Here is a 21,748-nt window from a genome sequence, read left to right as displayed (position 1 = left end):
TAATTTTTTATTTAAAATCACACTTGTTTCACTATTGAGTTTGTTAGCTATGTCAATTTCAGTACTGAAATCTTCTTCAATATTTATTTCAACCTTATTTTCCATATTTAACACCTTTATTCGTGTGCACTCTTTGGGTCCATTAGTTTTCCTAAATTATCTCCAATCAGGTCAAATACTAGAACTACAATCAGCAGTGATAATCCTGGGAAGAACGCCAGCCACCAGTATCCCACTGACAGGTACTTCATGGACTCTGAGAGGATTATTCCAATTGCAGGTTCATGTGGTGAAAGCCCAAAACCAAGGAAAGTGGCTGAGGCTTCGTGTAAAATTGCGTGGGGAAACATTAAAATGGTACCCAACAGTATCTGGGGAATTAAATGCGGCATTATATGTTTGGTAGCTACCCACCATTTGGACCTGCCGAGATTCTGGGAGATATGGATGTATTCCTGAGTTTTAAGCTGCTTGATCTCTGCCCTCACAACCCTTGTTAAACTTGTCCAGTGTGTTAATGCCACTCCCACAATAATTCCAACTGCACCTCCTCCAAGTCCAATGGAAATAAGGATTATTAAAAGGAGGTGTGGAATAGAGAGAAACAGGTCCACCAGCCATGATACAAAGGTGTCTGCCTTTTTACCGGCACTTGAAAGCAGCCCTAAAATTATGGCCAGTGCAGAACTAAATGTGGACGCAATAGTTCCAATTACTATGCTCAGTCCAAGCCCTTCTATGGTCCTTGTGAGCATATCCCGACCCATCCAGTCTGTCCCGAATGGATGTTCAATGGAAGGGGCAAGGTTTTTAGCTCCAAAATTCACTGGAAGCGATTCACCACCTAATATCCAGCTGGAAATTACTATTGTGATCAGTAAAAGTGAGGTGAGGCTTATTATTAATATGGTCTTTTGTCGTAGGTTTAATCCTTTAAATAACCTTTTTCCCATGGTTACAGTGGTGTTCATGAATCTGCCTCCTGTTTTATCCTTGGATCAACGAATTCATATATGATATCTGCTATTGTATTTCCGCAGAACACAAACACTGCGCTGACCAGAACTATTCCCAAAAGTAGGGGCACATCTGATCTTAACCCTGCAGCCACTGCGGCCTGCCCAATTCCAGGATATGAAAACACCTGTTCAACCAGCACCGCCCCTCCAAACAATTCACTGAACCCTAAAAACTGTAAAGTAACTGCTGGAAGCGCTACATTTCTAATTCCATGTCGAAGTACTAGATTTAATCCTTTTTCACCCCTTGCTTTTGCAAATAACACGTAGTCGCTCGATAAGACTTCTGTTAGCTTTTCCCGTGTAAACATTGCAATTTGAGCAACTCCAATTAAACTTAAAGTTAGTGCAGGAAGGATTAAATGGTGTAGCCAGTCTAAAAATGTCACATTGCCTGAGATGACACCTATGGGGACGCTTAGGCCTATGGGGAACCATCCTAAATACACTGAAAATACCATCAGCAGGACCAGTGCCAGCCAGAACGTTGGCGTGGCGGCAAGCATGTAACAGTAAGTTTTTATTATTTTGTCTATCCAGGTTCCCCTTTTCATTCCTGCAATTATTCCAAGTATAAAACCTAAAATTCCTGAAATTAACCAGGAAGTCATCATGAGGATCAGCGATGCAGTGAATTTTTCACCAATCACACTCGTAACTGGAATTCTGTAAATCAGTGAAGTTCCAAAGTCTCCTTGGGCTATGTTCCCTGCCCAGTTTAAGAATTTTTCCTGCGGGGGCATGTTAACTCCCCAGTATTCTTCAAGCTGAGCTTTATGCTCTGGAGTTATTGACATTTCTCCAATGTATGCCCTTACGGGATCTATAGGAGATTGTTCAACAAGCCAGAAGCTAACAAGACAAACTGCAATTAAAAGGCTTATTAATTTCAGGGTCTTTTTCCCTGCAAAGGCCCATAATTTTCCATTTCCAGAAAAACTCCATAATTTTTCATATTTCAATTTAGTTACCCTCCGCCTGTAAGTTAACTTAAATAAGGATAAACATCAGAATTTTTATTTGATGTTCATTTTTTTTTAAAATTTAGATGTAATTGGGGTTGTTTAACTGGTTTTATTTTCATTTATGCGTTTCCATTCGTAGATATTCCCTAGAATGTCTTTTCCAGTGTTATTTTGAGGTGTTCCTATGTCGATGGTTTTATTTACCATGTACAGGTAGTCCTTAGTTGTTAACCACAGCCATGTTGCATCTCCTGCAGGTCCGTAACCTGTTTTTCCATCATATGCAGCTAATTTCCAGTATTCTGTGGCCTGGGACTGATCTGTAGATCTGAGGGCTTTTTCTAAATAGCCGTCTACAACAGAACTGTTGTAAAGACCTGGGTTGTTGTATCCAGAATCTGCTTCTTTGCTGTGGTACTGCATATACAGGCTGAATGTATCTGCACTGCTGTACTGGTATAAAACGGCTGAACTGTATTGTTTAGCGTAAATTTCATCCCAGTTTGCACCTATAAGGTCTATCTTTATCCCCATCTGTTTAGCCTGTTCGCTGATGGCCATAGAGAGGGCCTGTCTTGTCTGGTCTTCTGAATTGTAGTATAACTTAAATTCTGCTTTGGTACCATTTTTTTCACGGATTCCATCGCCGTCGCTGTCTTTCCATCCTGCATTTTCAAGCATTTTTTTGGCCCCTTCTATGTTTGAGTCATTGACTTTTGCTTTAGGGTTTCCAAAGCTGCGCTGATCTACTCCCGTGTACTCAACATCTCCTTTTCCATACAGTACACCTTCAACAAGGGCAGTTCTGTTGATACCTACATTCAGGGCTTTTCTGATCGCTATATCTGCGGTTACATTGTTGCCTACTGGTTCTCCACTTAGACTTTTTTTACCTGTGTCATACTGCATAGGGAATGAGACCCCGTTTGCACTTGATGATGGGAGAGCAACTAAATTGTATCCATCTATACTTTGATTTGCATAGCTGTTCTCGAGTCCGGCTACATCTACCTTGCCTGATTTAGCAGCTGCAAATGAAGCATCTTTATCTAAAAACAGTAGAGTTATTTTCTTGAAGTACGGTTTTTTTCCATAGTAATTTTCATTTAATTCCAGTATTGCCTGCTGTCCTTTATTCCACTGCACCAGTTTATAAGGTCCAGATCCTATAGGCTGCTGGCCGTAGGTTTCTTTTTGGTATGCATGTTCAGGTACAATTCCAACGTATCTAAGTCTCCATATAAAGCTGGACTGCGGCTCTTTTAGCTTAAATTTAACTGTTGTGTTGTTTACTGCCGTTGCATTTTCAAGATTGGACATGTCTAACTCTGAATTACTTCCAACTGCTGTGTTATATGTAAATGCAACATCTTTCGCTGTTAAGGGTACTCCATCTGTAAATTTAACATCATTTCTTATATTCACAGTCCATGTCAACCCGTCAGAGCTGACTGAGTAATTTGTGGCAAGGTCATTTATTATGCTGCCGTTATCAGCTGATTTGAAGAGTGTACTTTGTATCAATGGCTCATAGTCCATATGGCCGCACCCCCATCCGTGGAGGGGATCAAACCCTTCTTCTGGTTCTGCATATGTCCCTGCTGCAGCAACTATGAGCTCATCTGCATCTCTGGGAGTTGAACCGAGTGTCAGTGCAGCTGCAGAAATCACTAGAACTGCAACAACCGCACCTATAACTAAATATTGTTGATTTTTCTTAATTTAGATGCCTCCTAATCCGTTTTTAAGATAAAATTAAGTTTTTGAATGGTATTTACCACAAAACTATTTTTATGAATCCTAATGCCATTTTAATAATACTTTCTTGGTAAAAAACGTTATTCATGTAATACTATTCAAATCTAACTTAATATAAGCTAAATAAAATAAATTTACTATAAATACTTTTCTATATGTTAGTATTACTAATTTAAGAGATATTTAAAAGCTCGTATTACTTAAATCTATTTTGTAATGCTTTATTACTAAATTAAATTTATTAGGATGGATTGTAATACTAAAATCAAATTTTTGTACTATATTTTCACAAAAAAAGCTCTAAAAATTAATTTTTATGTGAAAATTGATATGTATAACTATAGTAAGTCTATAATATCATTTCTTAATTTATGGGAGATTAAATTTAAAAATAAAGATTAATTCACAATTTTTATAATAAATAGATAATTAATATCTCTTTATTTAAAAAAATAAGTAAATACTGAAGAATTTGATATCTCCAGTATTCAAACTTAACTGGTTTGATTTTCAGTACGTTTCCAGTCGTATATGTTGTTGAAGATATCTGAACCGTGGGGCTGGAGTCCTGGAGTCCCTATATCTAAATCATCTTTCATGATGTAGACATATTTGAGGGTAGCCATCCACAACCATGTGGCGTTTCCTTTTTCAGAGTATCCTGTTGTCCCATCCCATGCAGCAGCTTTCCAGTAGTTATTGCTGTTGTTGTTAAAAGTTGTCATAGCTTTTCTTAAATTTTTATCTACCTCAGAATTGTTGTAGAATATTACATTGTTGTATTTGCTGTTTTCTCCGCTTCCTGAACGGACACTGTAGTACCTTAAGTACACATCAGTTGGGTCTATGGATCCGTAACCCCAGAGTACTGGGGTTGAGTAGGCAAGTGTGTCAATTTCGTCCCAGCTTTTACCTTCAATATTTATTTTTATACCAAGTTTTTGGGCCTGTTCAGCTACTGAAACAGCCAGTGCCTGTCTTGTTTGATCGTTAGATGGGTATAGAAGGGTAAATTCTGCTTTTATTTTATTTTTTTCCACTATGCCGTCGTTATCAGTATCTTTCCAGCCTCCCTCAGCTAGAATTTCACGGGCTCCAGTTGTATTCCCGTCTTTAAAAACAGCTGCTTTATTTCCAAAGGGTAACCTGTCTACGCCGGTGAATTCTTCAGATCCCTGTCCGTTTAGTGCCCCGTTGATTAGGGCCTGCCTGTCAATTCCAATGTTCAATGCATTTCTGATTGCAGCATCGGATGTCACATTGTTTCCAATTGTATAATTATCATCAGTTTTTTTCCCTGTATCTGTCAGCATTGGGAAACTGATTCCTCGAGCGTCGATGGAATCAAGGGATATGCTCTTCATACCATTCACTGTTTGGTTTGCGTATGAATCTGGAATTTCGGCTATATCTACCTGTCCTGCCTTAGCTGCAGCAAAAGCAGCGTCTGATTTCATAAACAGAATGGTTATTTTTTTGAAGTAGGGTTTTTTACCATAGTATTCATCGTTCCTTTCAAGTATCACCTGCTGTCCTTTGTCCCACTGTACAAATTTGTATGGGCCGGACCCTATAGGCTGCGAGCCGTAGGTTTCGTTATTATATGCATGTTCTGGAACGATACCTAATCCCATAAGTTTATAAATAAACGTTGATTGAGGGTCGTTTAATTTAAACTGGACTGTAGTATTATCTAAAGCAGTAGCATTATTTAACATGGATAAATCCATTCCGCCGGTGCTGTCAGCTGCCTTATTAAATGTAAATGCAACATCTTTCGCTGTTAAGGGAACTCCATCGGTGAATTTAACATCATTTCTTATTTTAACTGTCCATGTCAGCCCGTCACTGCTAACAGAATAGTTTGTGGCTAAATCGTTGACCAGGGAGGTGTTATCTCTTTTAAAGAGTGTACTCTGGATAAGTGGTTCTGTTGTGGTTGCCCATCCGTTAATTGGGTCAAAACCACCCTCTGGCTCTCCACTATGGCCAAAAGCCCCTGCAACAACTAATTCGTCTGCAGCCCGAGAAGTTGAGCTGAACGACATGGCAGCTGCAAATATCACTAAAATCGCAATTACCGCGCCTATACTTAAATATAATTTATTTTTTTTAATTTTTAACGCCTCCTTACAATTAACCTAAGTTATTTGCAAAATATTTCCTCAAAAAATATTTTAAAAGTTATCAATATGGCCGTGCTCATACTTTTATAACCTGGAACATGATCTGAGTAATACTATACAAATTAAACTTAAGATAAGCGAAATAAAGTAATTTTAACATAAATACTTTTCTAAAGGTGAGTATTACTAAATCGGCAGGGATTTTATATGCAGTTATTAATAAAAATCGTTAACTAAATTATTATTAATTATTTAGGTTTAGTAATGATAATAGTATTACTTCATGTAGCTTTATGTGGTGTATTTACTATAGAAACGTTATTTGGGGATATAACAATAAAATAGAGTAAAAAACTTAAATTATTCTGCAAATCATGGTCTGTTTTATTAGTTATGTACATTGGAAACTATTTAAACTGTTTAAAAAGTTAAAAATAAAATATTGTAAATTAAAATGAGGTTTGTCTTGAAAAACAAGGGTTATTATGAAAAATATAAAAGTGTTTATTTAATCAATTAGACCACATAAAAAGAGGTCATCAAAGAAGGGACACTTTCCCCTGCACCCCGAAGCTTTTTCGCATTCATCACAGCTGGATTTGCAGCTGCTATCTATGTAATCCCTGTAATCTGAAAACTTACTTTCCCATATCTCTTCAAAACCGAACTGTTTCAAATTGTAGTGGTAGCTGCTGTCGTTGCAGAAGGAACAAGGAGTCACATCAAGGTTTTCATCAATATAAACCGAAAAGAACCCGCACTCGCAGCTGTCTATCAGGTCAACATTTACGCCGGTGGCTTTCATCAGGACTGGAACAAAACAGGCATCAAAACCTATTTTCACACCGGTAACTGGATTATCTACAAGATCGAGGAACGATTTTAGTGGGCCTGCAGATTTTATGTTCCCGTCGTTTTCAGCCCGTCCAGTGGGTTTGTAGGTTAGGAATATGACTGAATTGAAATCTTTGATGTATTCATCGTATTTCCCATTTAAAAGGTCCACGGCGTCATTTATGGTGGTCTCTGAGATCACATAGTGGATATTTGCAAGGATGCCGTTATCTTTTAAGCAAGACCCAATTTCTGAAAGCTCTTCAGTGGTCAGGTCCCTGTAGGGGTCCCATGATATGGCCACTGCCCCGCAGTAATTCCTGGTGGCTTCCATGTTTTCTGGATTGAAAAACTTGCCGCTTGTGGTGTAATTTGGTATTATTCCAAATTTTTCCCTTGTTATCCTGATTATTTCTGTAAAATCTGGATGGAGGAGGGGTTCTCCACCACCAAGTGCAACTTGAAAGATACTGCCGTATTTTTCGCTTTTAAGCTCCTGAAGGGCAAAGCAGTAATCTTCAAGGGACATGAACTTGCCTTCTTCACTGCTTTTCCTGTAACAGTAACTGCATCTGTTTGTACAGTAGTTGGATATTGATATGTCCGCAAGTTCTGGCCAGGGTGCCATTTGAGGGTCTTCAGAAAAGTCTGCACCCCACCTGAAGGTAATTCCAGTTTCAGGAATTCCAACGAAGTTATATCCTTCAAAGTGTTTCCTTATCATCTAAAGATCTCTCGCATCCTCTTCGCAGTCGCATTTTGGATCGGTTGTCTGGGTAGCCCCAACACCGTAGAGGTCCTGGCTTTGACCTTTGACAACTATCCAGTTTATAATATCCCATAGTTCTTCATTGGAAAGCTTGCTGAAATCGGTTCTTGAGATTTCATCAGGATTTATACTGTCATCTAAAAAGACAGATTTTCCAATGTTGAATTTTTTCACGGTGAAGTAGTATTCTTCATCGTTTATTCTTGTTGTATGGCCTGTTTTTTTCAGTTCATCCTTTACGAATGTCAGTAGCTGTACAAGTCCAATTTTGTCTGTTTTTTTAAAGTGGTTTAAGTTGGCATCTATGATGTCTTCTTTTGCAGTTAAAATAAAGCTTGTTGAACTGCTGTTTGTTACGAAATCACATCTTATTTTCAAAAATAACGCCTCCGGTTATCATATTGTTTTTTAGTTATTATGTTTTTTTTAATCTATTTTTTCCACCACATCAGCGACCACACCGGGTTGCTGTCTGGCACTTCAAGCATCCCATTTTCAAGCCTTATCAATGTTTTGTCTAGATAAGCCCTTGCTTTTTTTTCTTCTTTTTCACTTAAAGGGCCAAGGCTAATTCTGCAGCTTTCCATGGCCTCATCGAGATCGCTGTAGATCAGGCGGCTGTGGCACTCCAAGTGTTCGACGTTGGCACGTATGCCCATCTGTTGCAAAATATTGTAGAAGTATACATGGTCTGGAGTGTTCCTGTATGGTCTGCCGAGAACTGCAGGGACTCCTTTACAGTGACTATGTTCCCCACCGCCCCAGACAGTGATATACACATATCTGGATGCTGCGCTGTCAATCTTCTCAATGGCGCTTTGAATATCCGGCTCCCTCCCTACGGATCGGGATGCGACCACGACATCATGGGGTTCAATATCATCTCCCACCACGATATCGGTCCATGAGCGGTGCATGTATGTTATATTGGAGATGTGTTCTTTTTGAGCATCTTCCCTTAATATTTTTAGCATTTCACCTGAAATATCTAGTGCAGTAACCCTGGCGGCTTTTTTTGCTGCGGGTATTGACACTGCACCTGCGCCGCAGCCGATATCAAGCAGGGACCATTCTGGCTTTAATTTCACTCGCTGCATCAGTTTCAGGGGGTAGTCATCTACTTCCATCCATCGTTTAAACTGTGCAGCTGTTCTGTTCCATCGGGCTTCTATTACGCCTTCATTTGGGGAATGGTTGGTTTCATGCTTCTGTATTTCTTTCCACATCTGGTTCCAGTCAATATCTTCCAGTTTAATCAGTATCTCCTCCTGAAAGTTATATGTTATAAGTGAATTTCTAATTGATTTTCACATTTTTTTAGTTTAAATGATCCCATCTTGCGGGTCGCGCTGTTTTTTATTTTCTCTTAAATGATTTTTGTGTGGTTTTGGTGCAGTGCAGCATTCACAGGTACAGTTTATATCATGTGTGCAGTGACAGTAGCTACAACTGCAGTGATTTTTTTTATCCATTTAATTTTGCTCCTTTTAAAATTAAAACTGTAGTTCAGGCTACAATTCAAATAATTCTTTCAACAAATTTTCTTTACATGCACACGACCTGCAAATGATTTTACCGCCCAGTAAAAGCTCTTTACCATCCATCACATGTTCGTTGCAAATTTCACATGTCGCTATGTGTTTTGGAAAGCCGGGAATATCATTTTCAGGTACTTCAAACTGAATTTCTTCCAGTACTAAAAGTTCTTCTTCAGGTAATCCTGATACAATTTCCACCCCTTCTTCCATATCTTCAGGAGTAGGTGATGGTTCGCACTTGCCATTTCCTTTAAAAAGGTTTTCAGCCCATTTCCAGAAACCATGACTTGATTTACATGTGTCATCTTTGGCTGAGGCCCTGATGGCTTTTCCACTACTCATGTTGATAAAGGTCGCTACAAATTTACCATGGTCGTTGTATTTCAAATTTCTATGTCCGAGGGTGCATCCCGTTACGGCCTGCACGCCGTCTGTCATACAGCGGTCTACTTCAACGTATACTATAAGATCCTTATTCTGTTTTGCAGGATCCATGCCGAGTTCTCTCATTGCAGCCATACTCATTCTAATCCCCATGACTACACCTGCACAGACTCCTCCATGCAGTTTTTTAGCTTTTTCAAGAAACGTTGTGTATTCATCCATTTTTATCACTGATGATCATTAATCTACGAAATGTATATATAAACGTATCGATTAAACATGCTGAATTAAGATGGATTTCTGCATAAAAATTGAACAGGATAAATTCCTGTTCCTAAATTTCAAAGGTTTTAGGCAGGTATGTTTTAAATTGTCTGGTTGTTCAGTATGTTTTTCACATCGCTGTCTGTCAGGTTTACGTGGTAGAAATCTGAGTAAAATTCTTTAGTGAGTTTGGTCATGTTCAAGTTCTGGAATTTGTCGGGGTAAATTACTTTAGCAGTCCATGGTATCCCAATAATTGTGTTAACTGCTGGAGGATGGTCAAACCAGCTGAAAGGCGCATTTGGTGCCAGATAAACCCTGTGATTTTTTACTGCTGGAACTTCCTGCCATGAGGAATTGGAATAGACGCTGTTGTAGAACTGAGAGTTTTCAGTTATTATAACATCTGGATTCCAGTTTAAAACCTGTTCCATGGATACCTGCGTCATACCTCCGCTTTTAAGGTTTGCAGGGACAGTAGCAACGTTAATTCCTCCACAAAGGTCTATTAACTGGCCGTGCATTGAGCCTGATGGGTCTGTCTGCAGTCCTGCTGTTCCTTCAGCGTAGTAAACCCTGACTTTCTGGTCTTGAGGTATGGTTGAAACTGTGCTGTTGACGGTTTGTGTCATGTTGTTGTAGAATGATATAAGTTTGTCTGCCTGTTCTTCTTCTCCAAGCAGCTGCCCTAGGAACTTAATGGAAGGAGCATACTGTGTTACGTTTGTGGTGTCTTGCACACCTACAACAGGAATGCTGCCCATATTTTTCTGCCGTTCAGTTATAGTGGAGTTTGGATCTCCCTGAATATTATAACCCTCAAGTACAACATCTGGATTCATTGATATGAATGTTTCGTAGTTACCTGTATTTTGGCCGAACCATCCACCTATTGTAGGTAGATTCTGATATTTTGAAGGTATGTATTTCTTTGCTGAGTCTGTGAGGTTAAAGTTCCAGCCACCTAGCTTATCTGGAGCCAGCATATAGACTGTTGTGGTTGTTGTTGGGGATGTAGATAAAACCATATTGATTTCTCCAGGTACATGAACTGTTCTTCCCAGCATATCTGTGATGGTGGTATTTCCTGTGCCGGGAATTGCATTTGCATAATTCATGTACCCTGCTATTACTGCAATAACGGCCACTACAGCCACTATAATCTTTTTATCCAATTTAATTCACCTAATTTTAATTTTAAAATCTCTATTTGAAACATTATTGTATAAAGTTGGTTTTTTTGTATATTTCGCTTTTAAATTCTTGTTTTAAGTAGTATTTGTTGTATTATGTCCCTTTTTTAATGTCTATGTGCCTCCGTAATTTTTAATAGACACGTTTAACTTTACATATCGGCTTAAATAAGCCATGATAACGTGCTATAAATTTAAGTTAAAAGTAAAAGGATGCTAGATCGAGTTATAAGTTAATAAGGCAATATCATGATCTTCTTACCTTTACAAGTTCACCTACAATACTTACTGCGATTTCTTGAGGTGTTTCTGCATTAATGGAAAGCCCAATAGGGGAGTAAACATTATCAACAGCTTTGGGGTCAAGTCCAATCTCTTTCATATGCTTGAGGACCATTTTCACTTTTCGTCTGCTCCCGATCATGCCTACATATTTGGTGTCTTTTTTCAGGGATTCTATAAGCACATCTCTGTCGAATTGATGTCCCCTTGTAACGATTACTATGTATTCATTTCCGGTAAAATTTAAATGGTTGAACACATCGTAGAATGACTCAACAAGGACTTCATCAGCATCAGGGAACCTCTCTTCATTTGCAAATTCCTCGCGGTCATCGATGATAACAACGTAGAATCCTACCATCTTGGCAACTTTGGAGATGAACTGTGAAACATGCCCTGCACCAAAAACATAAAGGAGTGGCGCAATGTGGAGTGATTCAATGATTACTCCGTCTTCAAAGTGGAGATCTGTACTGCGGATGTGTTTTAAAAAGGCTTTTTTATCATCCTCAGATATATCATCTCCACTTATTTCTGTATTTTCTTCTACAGCTGTTTTAAGATATTTTTCTCCGTTGAATTGTGTTACAAGAACTCCATTTAACCCCATTCTTTTTAACTCTCCAAGGCGGCTGTAAAGTTTGAGATTTTTTTCATGTACTGGTTCTAAAAAAACATCTATGTCTCCACCGCAGATCATGCCGTCAGATGCCACTTCTTCACTGTCCATCCGTATGTGGATCATTTTCGGTTTTTCTGTACCCATTGTGGATATGGCCTGTTTATAAACACCGTGTTCAAGGTTACCTCCTCCGATGCTTCCGTAAATTTTACCGTCTTCTCCAACAAACATTTTAGCACCTACATCTCGTGGAGCAGACCCATTTCTCGATATAACAGTTGCAATAGCTCCTACCTTGCCATTTTTTAGATAGTCTTCTACAATTTCGTACATGTTCATATTCATTGTTATCCTCTTGGATTTTTAATTAATAAACGTAATTTATAATATTTAGTTGGTATGTCTCTATAATTTAATTATTAACTAATTTATTCCTTTTTCCACCATATTAAGGCCCAATCAGGCTTATTATGGGGAAATTTAAACTTTGAGTCGCGTATTTTAACCATTTTTTCAGATAGATATTCCCTTAAAATATCTTCCTCCGTTTGATTCAGGTTTACCATTTTCCACCTGAAGGTTTCTATCGCTTCATCAATGCTGGAATAATAACTGCTGTTGTCGTACTTTAAAATTTCAATATTTGCATAAATTCCCAGCTCATAGAGCATGTTATATGCATAAATATAAGTTGGATGTTGGTGAAATTCTCTTCCTATGATTTTTGATATTTCATTTTGAAATTTTACATTATTGGCACCCCATAATGTTATATAAACGTATTTTTTAGCAATTCCATTGATTTCTTCAAGTATCTGTTTGATGTTGTAAACCCCGTTTAGAGACCGCGACGCCACAACCACGTCGTGGGGTTCTATATCCTTGTTTAACAGCACGTCTTCCAGACGCCTGTTAAGGGGGGTAATATTATTTAGCCCGTTTTCAGAAGCATCTTCTTCCAGTAAATGAAGCATTTTTTTTGAAATGTCTAGAGCTGTGACTTTTTTTGCTTTCCTGGCAAGGGATAGGGTTATATTACCGCTGCCGCACCCAATATCCAGTAAGGTGTCCTCAGGTTCTAATTTTATTTTCTCCAAAAGCCTTCTGGAATAGTCATTTTTTCCCTTATTTTTTTTAAATTTGGGTGCTACATTATCCCATGATCTGGAGTTTTTTTTAGGTAATTTTCCAAGGGCAGCGTTCCACAATTCGTTCCAGTCACATTTTACAATTTTTTCAGTGGTGGGGTCTATTTTGATCACCTGATCCTGCAAATATTAAAGAAAATAAATAGCGAATTGAGCAGGATTGATTTTTTTGTCAATTATGAATCTGTTCGATATGTGTATATAAACATATCAGTTAAACATATAAATTTAAAAAAAGGTAATAATAATGAGTTATTTTATGGGCATAGGTATGCATGCTTTCCTGTGTTCGTCTACTTCCATTATTTTAACGTCGATATTATAGGCACGCCTCATATTTTCTTCTGTAATAACGCTTTCTGGAGTTCCTATTTCCATAATTGTCCCACCGTTCATAATGGCAACTTTATTGGATGATAAAAAAGCATGGTCTGGAAAGTGTGAAGTCATAATGACAGATAATCCATTTTCTGCCAGTTTATTTATGACATCGAGGGTACGTATCTGGTTTCCAAAGTCCAGATGTGATGTTGGTTCATCAAGAAGCAGTATTTGGGGCTGCTGGGCTAAAACTCTTGCTATGAGCACCATCTGCCGTTCTCCCCCGCTGATTTCAGTGTAAGTTTTATCGGTCAGGTGGGAAATTCCAAGGCTTTTTAATGCCTCTTCAGCTATTTTGTAGTCTTTATCTCCAGGAACCGATGTTAAACTTAAATGAGGTGCTCTGCCCATCAAAACAACATCGAAGACTGAAAATGCAAATGTTGAATTATGCGACTGGGGTATGTAACCTATTATCTTTGCTAAATCATTTTTATTCAGCGAATGAATGTTTTGGTTGTTTATGAGTATATTTCCACTGTTTAATTTAAGCAGTCCATTCATGCATTTAATTAAAGTTGATTTACCGGTTCCATTTGGGCCTAATATGCATAGGACATCTCCACTTTCAAGTGAAAGGTTTACATCATTAAAAATATCCTCTTTTTGATTGTAAGAGAATCCTGCATGTTTTATTTCAAGAATTTTGCTCATGACCATCCCTCATAACCTTTATTGAGGAGATAAACGAAGAAAGGAGCTCCAATTATTGCGGTTAATATTCCGAGAGGTATTTCAATTGAGACTGCAGTTCTGCACACATCGTCCACTAACAATAAGAAAAATGCGCCTAGTGCAATACTTGCAGGTAAAAGTTTCCTGTGGTCTGGCCCTACAATCATTCTGGCTACGTGTGGTATTACCAGGCCGACCCAGCCTATAATACCGCTTATGCTTACAGCGGCAGCAGTTAAAAGTGTACAGCATATAATTACAAGTATCCTTAGCCTGTCTATATTTATACCAAGTGCTCTGGCTTCATCATCACCCATAGAAAGAACGTTGAGTCTCCACCTTACCAGTAAAAGAGCTGTAAAACCGATTAAGATGGGCACAATAATCATCATTATGCTACTGCTCGTAACTGAAGCTAGACTACCCATAAGCCAGTATACAATTTCCGGCAGCTTGCTGTTAGGGTCTGCAAGGTACTTGATACAGGAGGTAAATGCTGAAAACAGCGCCCCGATGGCTATTCCTCCAAGCACCATCATTAAAATGGTGTTGCCTTTGAAGTTCCTGCTCAGGAAATAGGTAAGGCTGACTGCAATAAGGCCGAATGTAAATGCCATAAACTGTATCATTACTGGAGATGAGCCTAATAAAATGGCCAGAGCGGCTCCAAATCCTGCACCTGCTGAAACACCAAGAATATCTGGAGATACCAGCGGGTTCTGGAATGTCCCCTGGAATGAGGCCCCTGAAACTGATAATGCAGCGCCGACTATCATTGCAGCCATTATTCTAGGTAACCTTATATCCCAGACTACAGTGTAAACTGCAGGGGATAAATTTGTTTTAATTGGTAAAAGGGCCATTAGAACGTCTAATGGTGAAACGGGATATCTCCCTATTAAAAAAGATGCAAAAAATAAGATAACTGGCAGTAGTATCAGCACGCTTATTACGGATGTTTCCTTAATGGTTTTCTGAATTGATTTTTTGATGGTCTGGGGACCTGTTTTTTGGGTGGTGGTATCATTGCCCATTTTTTCCCTCCATGTGTGAAATTAAGTAAAGATGTATTGTATATTGCATGTCCATAAATAAAAAGGGGCAGGATAAAGTATCCTGCTTGTATATCTATTTAATTTCAGGACATTTGATTGTTCAGTAAGTCTTGCACATCGCTGTCTGTCAAGTTGTAATGGTAGAACTCCATGTAAAATTCTTTTGTCAGTTTTGTCATGTTCAGATCCTTGAATTTGTCAGGGTAGAGCGCTTTAGCTGTCCATGGTATCCCAATAATGGTGTTTACACCAGGAGGTCTATCAAACCAGCCTATGGGGGAATTTGGCGCAAGATAAACCTTTTTATCCTGAACTGCTTTGACATCTTTCCATGATGAGTTGGAGTAGACGCTGCTGTAAAACTGCTTGTCGTTAGTTATGATGATTTCAGGATTCCAGCTGAGTACTTGTTCCATTGATACCTGTGACATTCCCATTCCCTGTTTAACTGCTACTTGTGCAACATTTATACCTCCACAGAGATTTATGAGTTGAGAATGTGATGAACCACTGGGATCTGTCTGAAGACCTGATGAACTCTCAGCATAATAAACAGTTACCTTTTCATTTTCGGGTATACTGGAAACTGTGCTGTTAACAGTTTTTGATACGTTGTTATAGAAGGATATTAGTTTATTTGCCTGTTCCTCTTCTCCAAGTATTTTTCCAAGGAATTGAATGGATGCAGTGTAATTTGTGACGTTTGTTGAACTTAAAACTGCCACTACAGATATGCTGCCCATTTTACTCTGCATGTCACTTATTTGCGCTGCAGAAGAACTGTTTCCACTCACGCTCACATCGTCTAATATTAGAGATGGGTTTGCTGCTATGAATGTTTCAGGGTTACCTGTGTATGTACCAAACCATCCTCCGACTACCGTCAGGTTTTGATATTTTTCAGGTATGTATTTCTTTGAATCAGCTGTTAAGTTTGAATTCCAGCCTCCAAGTTTATCTGGGGCTAACATATAAACTATATTGGTTACAGGGGGAGATGTTGCAAGTACTGAAATTACTTCACCAGGCACGTGAACAGTTCTCCCTGTCATATCTGTGAGGGTAGTGTTGCCTGTGCCTGGAATGGAGCTGCCAAAGCTCATGTATCCTACTGCAACAGCTACAACTGCAATTACCGCTATTGCCCCTACTATAATTTTTTTATCCATTTTTACCGCCTAATATTAAATTTACTTTTTCCACCACAGCAACATCCAGTTAGGGTCATTGGTGGTGTATTCAAGGGTTCCGTCATCCCTTTTAACAAGCTTCTTTTTCAAAAAGTTCTCAATTTTTGCTTTTTTTTCTTCTTTGATATTATTTGTAGTCCATCCAAGTTTCCATATGCGGCGTTCTACCGCATCGTCTAAATTATTATATATATGTCTGGATACGCATTCAATCGGCTCTAAACTGGCATATATTCCCATCTGGTAGAGCATGTTGTATACATACATATAATCTGGGGAAATGTAGTGGGGGACACCTATAATTTCGGAAAGGTCTTTTTCGAACTGATGACTTGTTGCGCTCCAGTGCGTCATGTATACATACTTCTTGGCAATGTTGTCTATCTTTTTAAGCTCTTTTTTGAGGTTAAGAACGTTTCCAAGTGATCGTGATGCTAGTACTACATCATACTGGCCTATTTTGTCAGGATCAAGGTCCTCAATTGAGCTTTGCATATATTCAATGTTTGAAATGCCCTTTTTTTTGGCATTTTTTTCAACAAACTTCAGCATTTCATTCGACATGTCTACAGCTGTTACCTGTTTGACATGTTTTGCCACTTCAAGTGTTATGCTTCCATTGCCGCAGCCTAAATCTAGAACAGTATAATCCGGTTCTTTATGAATTTTTGATGCGAGAATCCTTGGGTAGTCATCTGTTTTCATCCATTCATTGAATTTTGGCGCGATTTTATCCCACCTATTTTTTTCATTTTCTCGGGGCATTTTCTGGAGTGCTTCGTTCCACATTCTGTTCCAATCAATATCGTTTATATCTAAAATTGAATTGTTTCCTTTGTTTATATCGGTCACCTCCAAGTAGGTTAATGATTATGATTTAAATTAGGGAATTTATGAATTATTTCCCTAATTATGGCTTTCTATGGCAATTTACTTCTAAAACCAATAAACTGTATGTGACAATGTTTCTTTAATCGACAAGCTTATATAAACGTATCGAAATGAATCAAACTTTTGTTAAAAATATGAACTATTAAAAAAAGGGAGGAGGATATATTATGGCCGCAATATATCCTGTAAAATTAATTTTTTGTCTATTCTGTCAGGTTTGATAATATTTTATCCCATGACTTTGAACGCACGTTTCCGAGGTTCATGTTGTTTCGTTTTATAACTATATTCTGTTGAGGGCACACGTTAGTGCAGACACCGCAGAGTATACAGTGATCAGGGTTCACCTGGGCTTTCCCGTCCACAACTGTTATAGCATTACACGGGCAAACATCCTGACATGCATGGCAGGAGTCACCTTTACATTCAGTGTTTCCGGTTGATATTTCTCCTTCAAATGGTTTTATAACAGTTACTGCTTCTTTTGGACAGATATCCTCGCACCACCCGCATTTAATACAGTCTTCTTCATCTAAAATTAATTTACCTGTAACTGAATACTTTTCAGGGTCGAGCTCGTACTCTCCATAGGAACATAATCTGCATGCTGCCTTTATTGCATTTTCAGGACATGCACGTTTACATACAAGGCAGTATACACATTTATCTTCGTCAACTGAGATGCTGTATGAATTTTTGCCTGTTTCTTTGATTTTAATAGCTTCTGCAGGGCACATTTCTTCACATACGCCGCAGTTTATGCATTCATCTTCGTTGATTTCAATTTCTCCAATTACAAGGTCTGCTCTTTTAGGGAGTGTTCTTGTAACTGTTATTGCATCTCTTGGACAGACGGTTTCACACTTACGGCAGTATACGCAGGCATCATCATTAACTGCTGTTTCATGGGACCATTTTGGATACACTTCCATTTTGGCCATATCTTCGCCGTTTATGCTGCATTTCATGGCCTTAAATGCACATGCAGATGCACATAACCCGCATAAAGCACATGTGTCTTCATTTACTGAAACATAATCCATTTTTAGCAGTCCTCTGGCTATAGGTAGAACTGGGCCTAACTTTAAGGAATTAGTTGGGCAGATATCTACGCATATCCCACAGCCTATACAGTTTTCACTATTATAATCCAGACAACGTACCTGGTCGCCGTTTCTTTCTATTCTCATCTTTATCCATCCTTAGATATCGCTTTATTTGGACAGCTTTGAATACATAAGTCACAATCATCGCATTTTTCAGGTATCAGGAATACATCTCCTTCTCTTTCTTCTATTGCATTTTGTTCGCAGATTTTTATGCATAGTCCTTCTCCGGGACAGTTTTGAATCTTACCACACTTTTCTGTATCAATTATCACTGGCATGATCATCACCCACGTATTTGTTATAATTGAATATGCGACATGCATATATAAACATATCTATTTAACTTTTTGACCGTCAAATTTAAATCAGTTAAATTTATAGGAAAAGTTTGAAAAATAGATTATAATATAAGATGAGGTTGTCCAATAATTCAAAATCTGGAAAAAAATAAGGATGAATAAAATTTTTAATCCTTAAATAAGTAAAATTTCAGCTGTAAAAATTAATCATAAGACGCCTTAAGGTAAAAAGATGGTTACTATGCCAGATAAAAAAATGAGATATAAATTGGACGTAGAAATTGAAATGGGCGATAAAACCATATCTATGAATAATAAGAAGTCTAAGCTTCTTCAATGTATAAATAAATATGGATCCATTGCTAAAGCGTCAGAAGAGACAAGTATTCCCTATAGAACTGCCCTTAAAAATATAGAAATTATGGAAACAGAACTGGGTTCACCTATGGTGGTCACAAAAAGGGGTGGAAAAGGAGGTGGAGGCAGCAGCGAGCTTACAGATGAAGGTAAACAGGTTTTATTCGAATTTATCAAAGTCAACAGGGCTTTAAAAAAACATGTTGATTTAAACGAAATGATAGGCACTATTTCTGCTGTAGATAACGAAAAAAGGATTATGAAGGTTGCTTTAAATAAAAATGAAATAACTATCCCAACTGCAGAAAATTTTGACGTTGGAGATGATGTTCTTATCTCTTTAAGTCCAGGTAGTATATTCATAACTCTTGAACCTCATGAATCCAGTGTTAGAAACACATTTGAAGGAACAATAACCAAAATGCAGTTTAAAGACGATGCTGTGCGTCTTGATGTGGATGTTGGTGGAGATAATGTCATCGCAGATATCACCGAACTTTCACGTGAAAAACTGGATTTAAATATTGGAAAAAGAGTATTTATCGGATTTAAGGCAGTTTCTGCTGATATAATCAAAATAGACTGAAAATAGAAAAATCAGAAAGAACTCTGTTAAAAAACTGGTTTTCTCTGATTTACATTTCATAAATTCTTATTTTGTGTTCATGATTTATTTAGTCCTGAAGAGCTTAAGATACTGGAGACTTGGCTGTCAGTCAGGTTGTAATGATAAAATTTAGAATAAAACTCTTTTGTAAGGTTATTCATATCTAAATTTGTGAATTTATCGGGATATAACACTTTGGCTGTCCAGGGTATTCCTATAATTGTATTTGCTCCAGGCGGGCTTTCAAACCAGTTGAATGGATCCTGTGGAGTTAAATAAACCTGTTTATTTTTAACCGCGTTTACACTCTGCCATGATTTGTCTGAGTACACGTTTTTGTAGAATTCAGAACTACTTGTGATTATAACATCAGGGTTCCACTGTAAAACAAGTTCCATGGAAACTGCCATACCTCCACTTGAAACTGGTGATTCTACAACGTTTTTACCTCCGCATATGTTTATAAGCTGTGTTTGTGGGGAATCAGGGGCAAAAGTGGTTAACCCATCTGCACTTCGGGCATAATAAACTTTTTTCTTCTGGGAGTCTGGTATTGTTGATACAGTACCGTTAACTTGATTTAACACATCATTGTAAAAGTTAATCAGCTCGGTTGACTGGTTCTGTTTACCAAGAACATAGCCCATAAATTTGATCGCAGACGCAATATTGCTTAGATTATTGTCTCCTTCCACGTCCACAACAGGAATACTGCCGAATTTCTGTTGAAGTTTATTAATGGTGTCATTGTCTCCACTATGGCCTGCAAATATCACATCGGGGTTCTTTGATATCACCGTTTCGTAGTTAGCATTTCCCTGTCCTTGTCCTTGACCTCCTCCTAAGACTGGGAGTTCTTTATATTTGGCAGGCATGTAGTTTTGTGTCCCGTTCAGGGAGTTCCAGCCTATCATTGTGTCTGGAGCAAGCATGTAAAGCAGTATGGTGACTGATCCTGCTGTTGAATAAGTTTTATTAATATCAGTAGGCACGTTAACGCTTCTCCCTGCCATATCTGTAATTTGTCCGCTGTTGAAGCTTGAACTTTGGTAATTTGCGTACACAATTATGCTGATAATGGCTATTATTGCAATTGCGGCAATTATTATGATTTTTTGAATCTTGTTCATGTTAATCCTTGATTATTTAAATATTTCAATGTATGCGATATGGATTAATAAACGTATTGAAAATGTGGCTATAGTAGCTGCAATCTATTCATAACTTACTAAAATTTCTTATTTTTTGTATTTTGAAAAATTTGAGTTTAATCACATAGGGAAAACTATTTATATAACGATATGTAATGTATGACATGCCGATAGAACTTGAACCAAAGTAGAAATACTTTGGTCCCATCCACCTTTATCGGTCCTTTCATTATTATTTCTAAATATTATATCTTTATGAACCGGAGGGAGTCACACACCCTCCGAGACCTCCGGTTCTTTAAAATCTATTTTTTAGATATTTCATTTATGAGTTTTAACTGTATTTGTAGTTTCAGATGGATTTGGTTTTGTCTTTACAGTAAATTTAACGATATGTTCTGTAATAATCCCTCATTACAATCTCACACAACCGATACGTATATACTCCCTTTTCGCATACTCCATAATATAATAAATGCATCCTAATTTAAAAAAGAATCACATTAAAAGGAAGGCAAAATGGCAGATATCAGAACACTAGAATCAACTGCAAATGGGAGTATCAAGAAGATAACTCTTAAAACGGATAAAAAATATTTTAAAGATATTCTATTTAGGAAAAGTGGATTTAAAAAGTGTATACAGTGCGGGCGCTGTACTGCAAGCTGTCCTGCAGCCTACCTGTATGCAGATTACAGGCCAAGGGATCTGATGAGGCGTTTTATGCTGGGCGATATTTACACAGAAGAATTGAATGAACTCATTTGGAAATGCGGCCAGTGCTATTCATGCAGGGCACGGTGTCCTAGAAACTGTAAAGCGGGTTTAGGGGTGCTGGCACTGCAAACCCTGGCTGTTTTAGAAGGTAATGTCCCTCCAGAAATCAGTGATATTTCAAAGAAAATAAAGAGGAACCTTTACTTAAAAGGAGAAACATTTTTGCCATCTACGCAGGATATAGACTTGCTCACTGAGTTTGGGGAGCAAACCTATCATCGTTGCCGTGATAATAACCTGAAACGTGAACGTTTAGGATTTAGAAGTGATGATGCAAGGAATGTTCCAGTTCCTGAAGAATCTTTGAGGGAAATACGGGAAATTTTAAAACGTACAGGTTTTGGGGGGCTGTAA

Annotated in this window: 21 protein-coding genes; 2 read left to right on the top strand and 19 right to left on the bottom strand. The window is 38.0% G+C overall.

Annotation, left to right across the window (positions count from 1 at the left end):
* Nucleotides 1-116: 116 nt before the first annotated feature.
* The 18 genes from ASJ80_RS14635 to ASJ80_RS14555 all read right to left on the bottom strand — a co-directional run bounded on the left by ASJ80_RS14635 (nt 117) and on the right by ASJ80_RS14555 (nt 18,481).
* Nucleotides 117-971 carry an ABC transporter permease gene (locus ASJ80_RS14635; protein WP_069585847.1) on the bottom strand — a complete coding sequence of 285 codons (855 nt, stop codon included), beginning with the start codon at nt 969-971 and terminating at the stop codon, nt 117-119.
* Nucleotides 968-1,981, bottom strand: a complete 1,014-nt coding sequence (locus ASJ80_RS14630) for an ABC transporter permease (RefSeq protein WP_069585845.1) — start codon at nt 1,979-1,981, stop codon at nt 968-970. The genes ASJ80_RS14635 and ASJ80_RS14630 overlap by 4 nt, the downstream gene beginning before the upstream one ends.
* 102 nt (nt 1,982-2,083) lie before the next feature.
* Nucleotides 2,084-3,655, bottom strand: a complete 1,572-nt coding sequence (locus tag ASJ80_RS14625) for an ABC transporter substrate-binding protein (RefSeq protein ID WP_245837595.1) — start codon at nt 3,653-3,655, stop codon at nt 2,084-2,086.
* 581 nt (nt 3,656-4,236) lie between these two features.
* Entirely contained in the window at nt 4,237-5,808 is a 1,572-nt protein-coding gene (locus tag ASJ80_RS14620) for an ABC transporter substrate-binding protein (protein ID WP_245837594.1), read from the bottom strand.
* A 568-nt stretch (nt 5,809-6,376) separates the two neighbouring features.
* A complete protein-coding gene (locus ASJ80_RS14615) occupies nt 6,377-7,426 on the bottom strand; it encodes a radical SAM protein (protein WP_048081424.1) in 1,050 nt (349 codons plus the stop codon).
* Complete coding sequence (locus tag ASJ80_RS14610; protein WP_048081425.1) at nt 7,427-7,849, bottom strand: hypothetical protein; 423 nt, start codon at nt 7,847-7,849, stop codon at nt 7,427-7,429.
* Between the two features lie 53 nt (nt 7,850-7,902).
* Nucleotides 7,903-8,598 carry a class I SAM-dependent methyltransferase gene (locus tag ASJ80_RS14605; protein WP_176720344.1) on the bottom strand — a complete coding sequence of 232 codons (696 nt, stop codon included), beginning with the start codon at nt 8,596-8,598 and terminating at the stop codon, nt 7,903-7,905.
* A 195-nt stretch (nt 8,599-8,793) separates the two neighbouring features.
* Nucleotides 8,794-8,943 carry a hypothetical protein gene (locus ASJ80_RS17190; protein ID WP_157197591.1) on the bottom strand — a complete coding sequence of 50 codons (150 nt, stop codon included), beginning with the start codon at nt 8,941-8,943 and terminating at the stop codon, nt 8,794-8,796.
* Nucleotides 8,944-8,982: 39 nt separating this feature from the next.
* Nucleotides 8,983-9,615 (bottom strand): FmdE family protein, encoded by a 633-nt coding sequence (locus ASJ80_RS14600; RefSeq protein WP_069585836.1) that lies wholly within the window; start codon nt 9,613-9,615, stop codon nt 8,983-8,985.
* 143 nt (nt 9,616-9,758) lie between these two features.
* Entirely contained in the window at nt 9,759-10,832 is a 1,074-nt protein-coding gene (locus tag ASJ80_RS14595; protein WP_069585834.1) for an iron ABC transporter substrate-binding protein, read from the bottom strand.
* 265 nt (nt 10,833-11,097) lie between these two features.
* Nucleotides 11,098-12,099, bottom strand: coding sequence for an XdhC family protein (locus tag ASJ80_RS14590; RefSeq protein WP_083241084.1), 1,002 nt, complete (start codon nt 12,097-12,099; stop codon nt 11,098-11,100).
* Nucleotides 12,100-12,182: 83 nt separating this feature from the next.
* Nucleotides 12,183-13,016 carry a class I SAM-dependent methyltransferase gene (locus ASJ80_RS14585; RefSeq protein WP_176720343.1) on the bottom strand — a complete coding sequence of 278 codons (834 nt, stop codon included), beginning with the start codon at nt 13,014-13,016 and terminating at the stop codon, nt 12,183-12,185.
* Between the two features lie 138 nt (nt 13,017-13,154).
* Nucleotides 13,155-13,937 (bottom strand): ABC transporter ATP-binding protein, encoded by a 783-nt coding sequence (locus ASJ80_RS14580; protein WP_069585833.1) that lies wholly within the window; start codon nt 13,935-13,937, stop codon nt 13,155-13,157.
* Nucleotides 13,934-14,938, bottom strand: a complete 1,005-nt coding sequence (locus ASJ80_RS14575) for a FecCD family ABC transporter permease (RefSeq protein ID WP_369802136.1) — start codon at nt 14,936-14,938, stop codon at nt 13,934-13,936. The genes ASJ80_RS14580 and ASJ80_RS14575 overlap by 4 nt, the downstream gene beginning before the upstream one ends.
* 158 nt (nt 14,939-15,096) lie before the next feature.
* Nucleotides 15,097-16,182 (bottom strand): iron ABC transporter substrate-binding protein, encoded by a 1,086-nt coding sequence (locus tag ASJ80_RS14570; protein WP_069585828.1) that lies wholly within the window; start codon nt 16,180-16,182, stop codon nt 15,097-15,099.
* 21 nt (nt 16,183-16,203) lie between these two features.
* Nucleotides 16,204-17,055 (bottom strand): class I SAM-dependent methyltransferase, encoded by an 852-nt coding sequence (locus ASJ80_RS14565; RefSeq protein WP_141705224.1) that lies wholly within the window; start codon nt 17,053-17,055, stop codon nt 16,204-16,206.
* A gap of 242 nt (nt 17,056-17,297) precedes the next feature.
* Nucleotides 17,298-18,284 carry a tungsten-dependent formylmethanofuran dehydrogenase subunit FwdF gene (gene fwdF, locus ASJ80_RS14560; protein WP_069585824.1) on the bottom strand — a complete coding sequence of 329 codons (987 nt, stop codon included), beginning with the start codon at nt 18,282-18,284 and terminating at the stop codon, nt 17,298-17,300.
* A 2-nt stretch (nt 18,285-18,286) separates the two neighbouring features.
* Nucleotides 18,287-18,481: a 4Fe-4S binding protein gene (locus tag ASJ80_RS14555; RefSeq protein ID WP_069585821.1), complete on the bottom strand. Its 195-nt coding sequence runs from the start codon at nt 18,479-18,481 to the stop codon at nt 18,287-18,289.
* A 262-nt stretch (nt 18,482-18,743) separates the two neighbouring features.
* On the opposite strand from ASJ80_RS14555, the gene ASJ80_RS14550 reads away from it, so the two are divergent.
* A complete protein-coding gene (locus ASJ80_RS14550; RefSeq protein WP_069585819.1) occupies nt 18,744-19,445 on the top strand; it encodes a TOBE domain-containing protein in 702 nt (233 codons plus the stop codon).
* A gap of 77 nt (nt 19,446-19,522) precedes the next feature.
* Here the strand turns inward: ASJ80_RS14550 and ASJ80_RS14545 are convergent, their stop codons facing one another.
* Nucleotides 19,523-20,596, bottom strand: coding sequence for an ABC transporter substrate-binding protein (locus ASJ80_RS14545; protein WP_069585816.1), 1,074 nt, complete (start codon nt 20,594-20,596; stop codon nt 19,523-19,525).
* Nucleotides 20,597-21,136: 540 nt separating this feature from the next.
* Between ASJ80_RS14545 and ASJ80_RS14540 the strand changes: the two genes are divergently transcribed.
* Nucleotides 21,137-21,748, top strand: a complete 612-nt coding sequence (locus ASJ80_RS14540) for a 4Fe-4S dicluster domain-containing protein (RefSeq protein WP_069585814.1) — start codon at nt 21,137-21,139, stop codon at nt 21,746-21,748.

This window comes from Methanobacterium bryantii (assembly GCF_002287175.1).
In the GTDB taxonomy this organism is placed as follows: Archaea; Methanobacteriota; Methanobacteria; order Methanobacteriales; family Methanobacteriaceae; genus Methanobacterium_D; species Methanobacterium_D bryantii.
This window is presented reverse-complemented; position numbering and strand designations above follow the sequence as displayed.

Coding starts and splice junctions, on each gene's coding strand:
- ASJ80_RS14635 (WP_069585847.1), bottom strand. CDS start 971: ATGAACACCACTGTAACCATGGGAAAAAGGTTATTTAAAGGATTAAAC.
- ASJ80_RS14615 (WP_048081424.1), bottom strand. CDS start 7,426: ATGATAAGGAAACACTTTGAAGGATATAACTTCGTTGGAATTCCTGAA.
- ASJ80_RS14605 (WP_176720344.1), bottom strand. CDS start 8,598: ATGGAAGTAGATGACTACCCCCTGAAACTGATGCAGCGAGTGAAATTA.
- ASJ80_RS17190 (WP_157197591.1), bottom strand. CDS start 8,943: ATGGATAAAAAAAATCACTGCAGTTGTAGCTACTGTCACTGCACACAT.
- ASJ80_RS14600 (WP_069585836.1), bottom strand. CDS start 9,615: ATGGATGAATACACAACGTTTCTTGAAAAAGCTAAAAAACTGCATGGA.
- ASJ80_RS14590 (WP_083241084.1), bottom strand. CDS start 12,099: ATGAATATGAACATGTACGAAATTGTAGAAGACTATCTAAAAAATGGC.
- ASJ80_RS14580 (WP_069585833.1), bottom strand. CDS start 13,937: ATGAGCAAAATTCTTGAAATAAAACATGCAGGATTCTCTTACAATCAA.
- ASJ80_RS14570 (WP_069585828.1), bottom strand. CDS start 16,182: ATGGATAAAAAAATTATAGTAGGGGCAATAGCGGTAATTGCAGTTGTA.
- fwdF (WP_069585824.1), bottom strand. CDS start 18,284: ATGAGAATAGAAAGAAACGGCGACCAGGTACGTTGTCTGGATTATAAT.
- ASJ80_RS14555 (WP_069585821.1), bottom strand. CDS start 18,481: ATGCCAGTGATAATTGATACAGAAAAGTGTGGTAAGATTCAAAACTGT.
- ASJ80_RS14550 (WP_069585819.1), top strand. CDS start 18,744: ATGCCAGATAAAAAAATGAGATATAAATTGGACGTAGAAATTGAAATG.
- ASJ80_RS14545 (WP_069585816.1), bottom strand. CDS start 20,596: ATGAACAAGATTCAAAAAATCATAATAATTGCCGCAATTGCAATAATA.
- ASJ80_RS14540 (WP_069585814.1), top strand. CDS start 21,137: ATGGCAGATATCAGAACACTAGAATCAACTGCAAATGGGAGTATCAAG.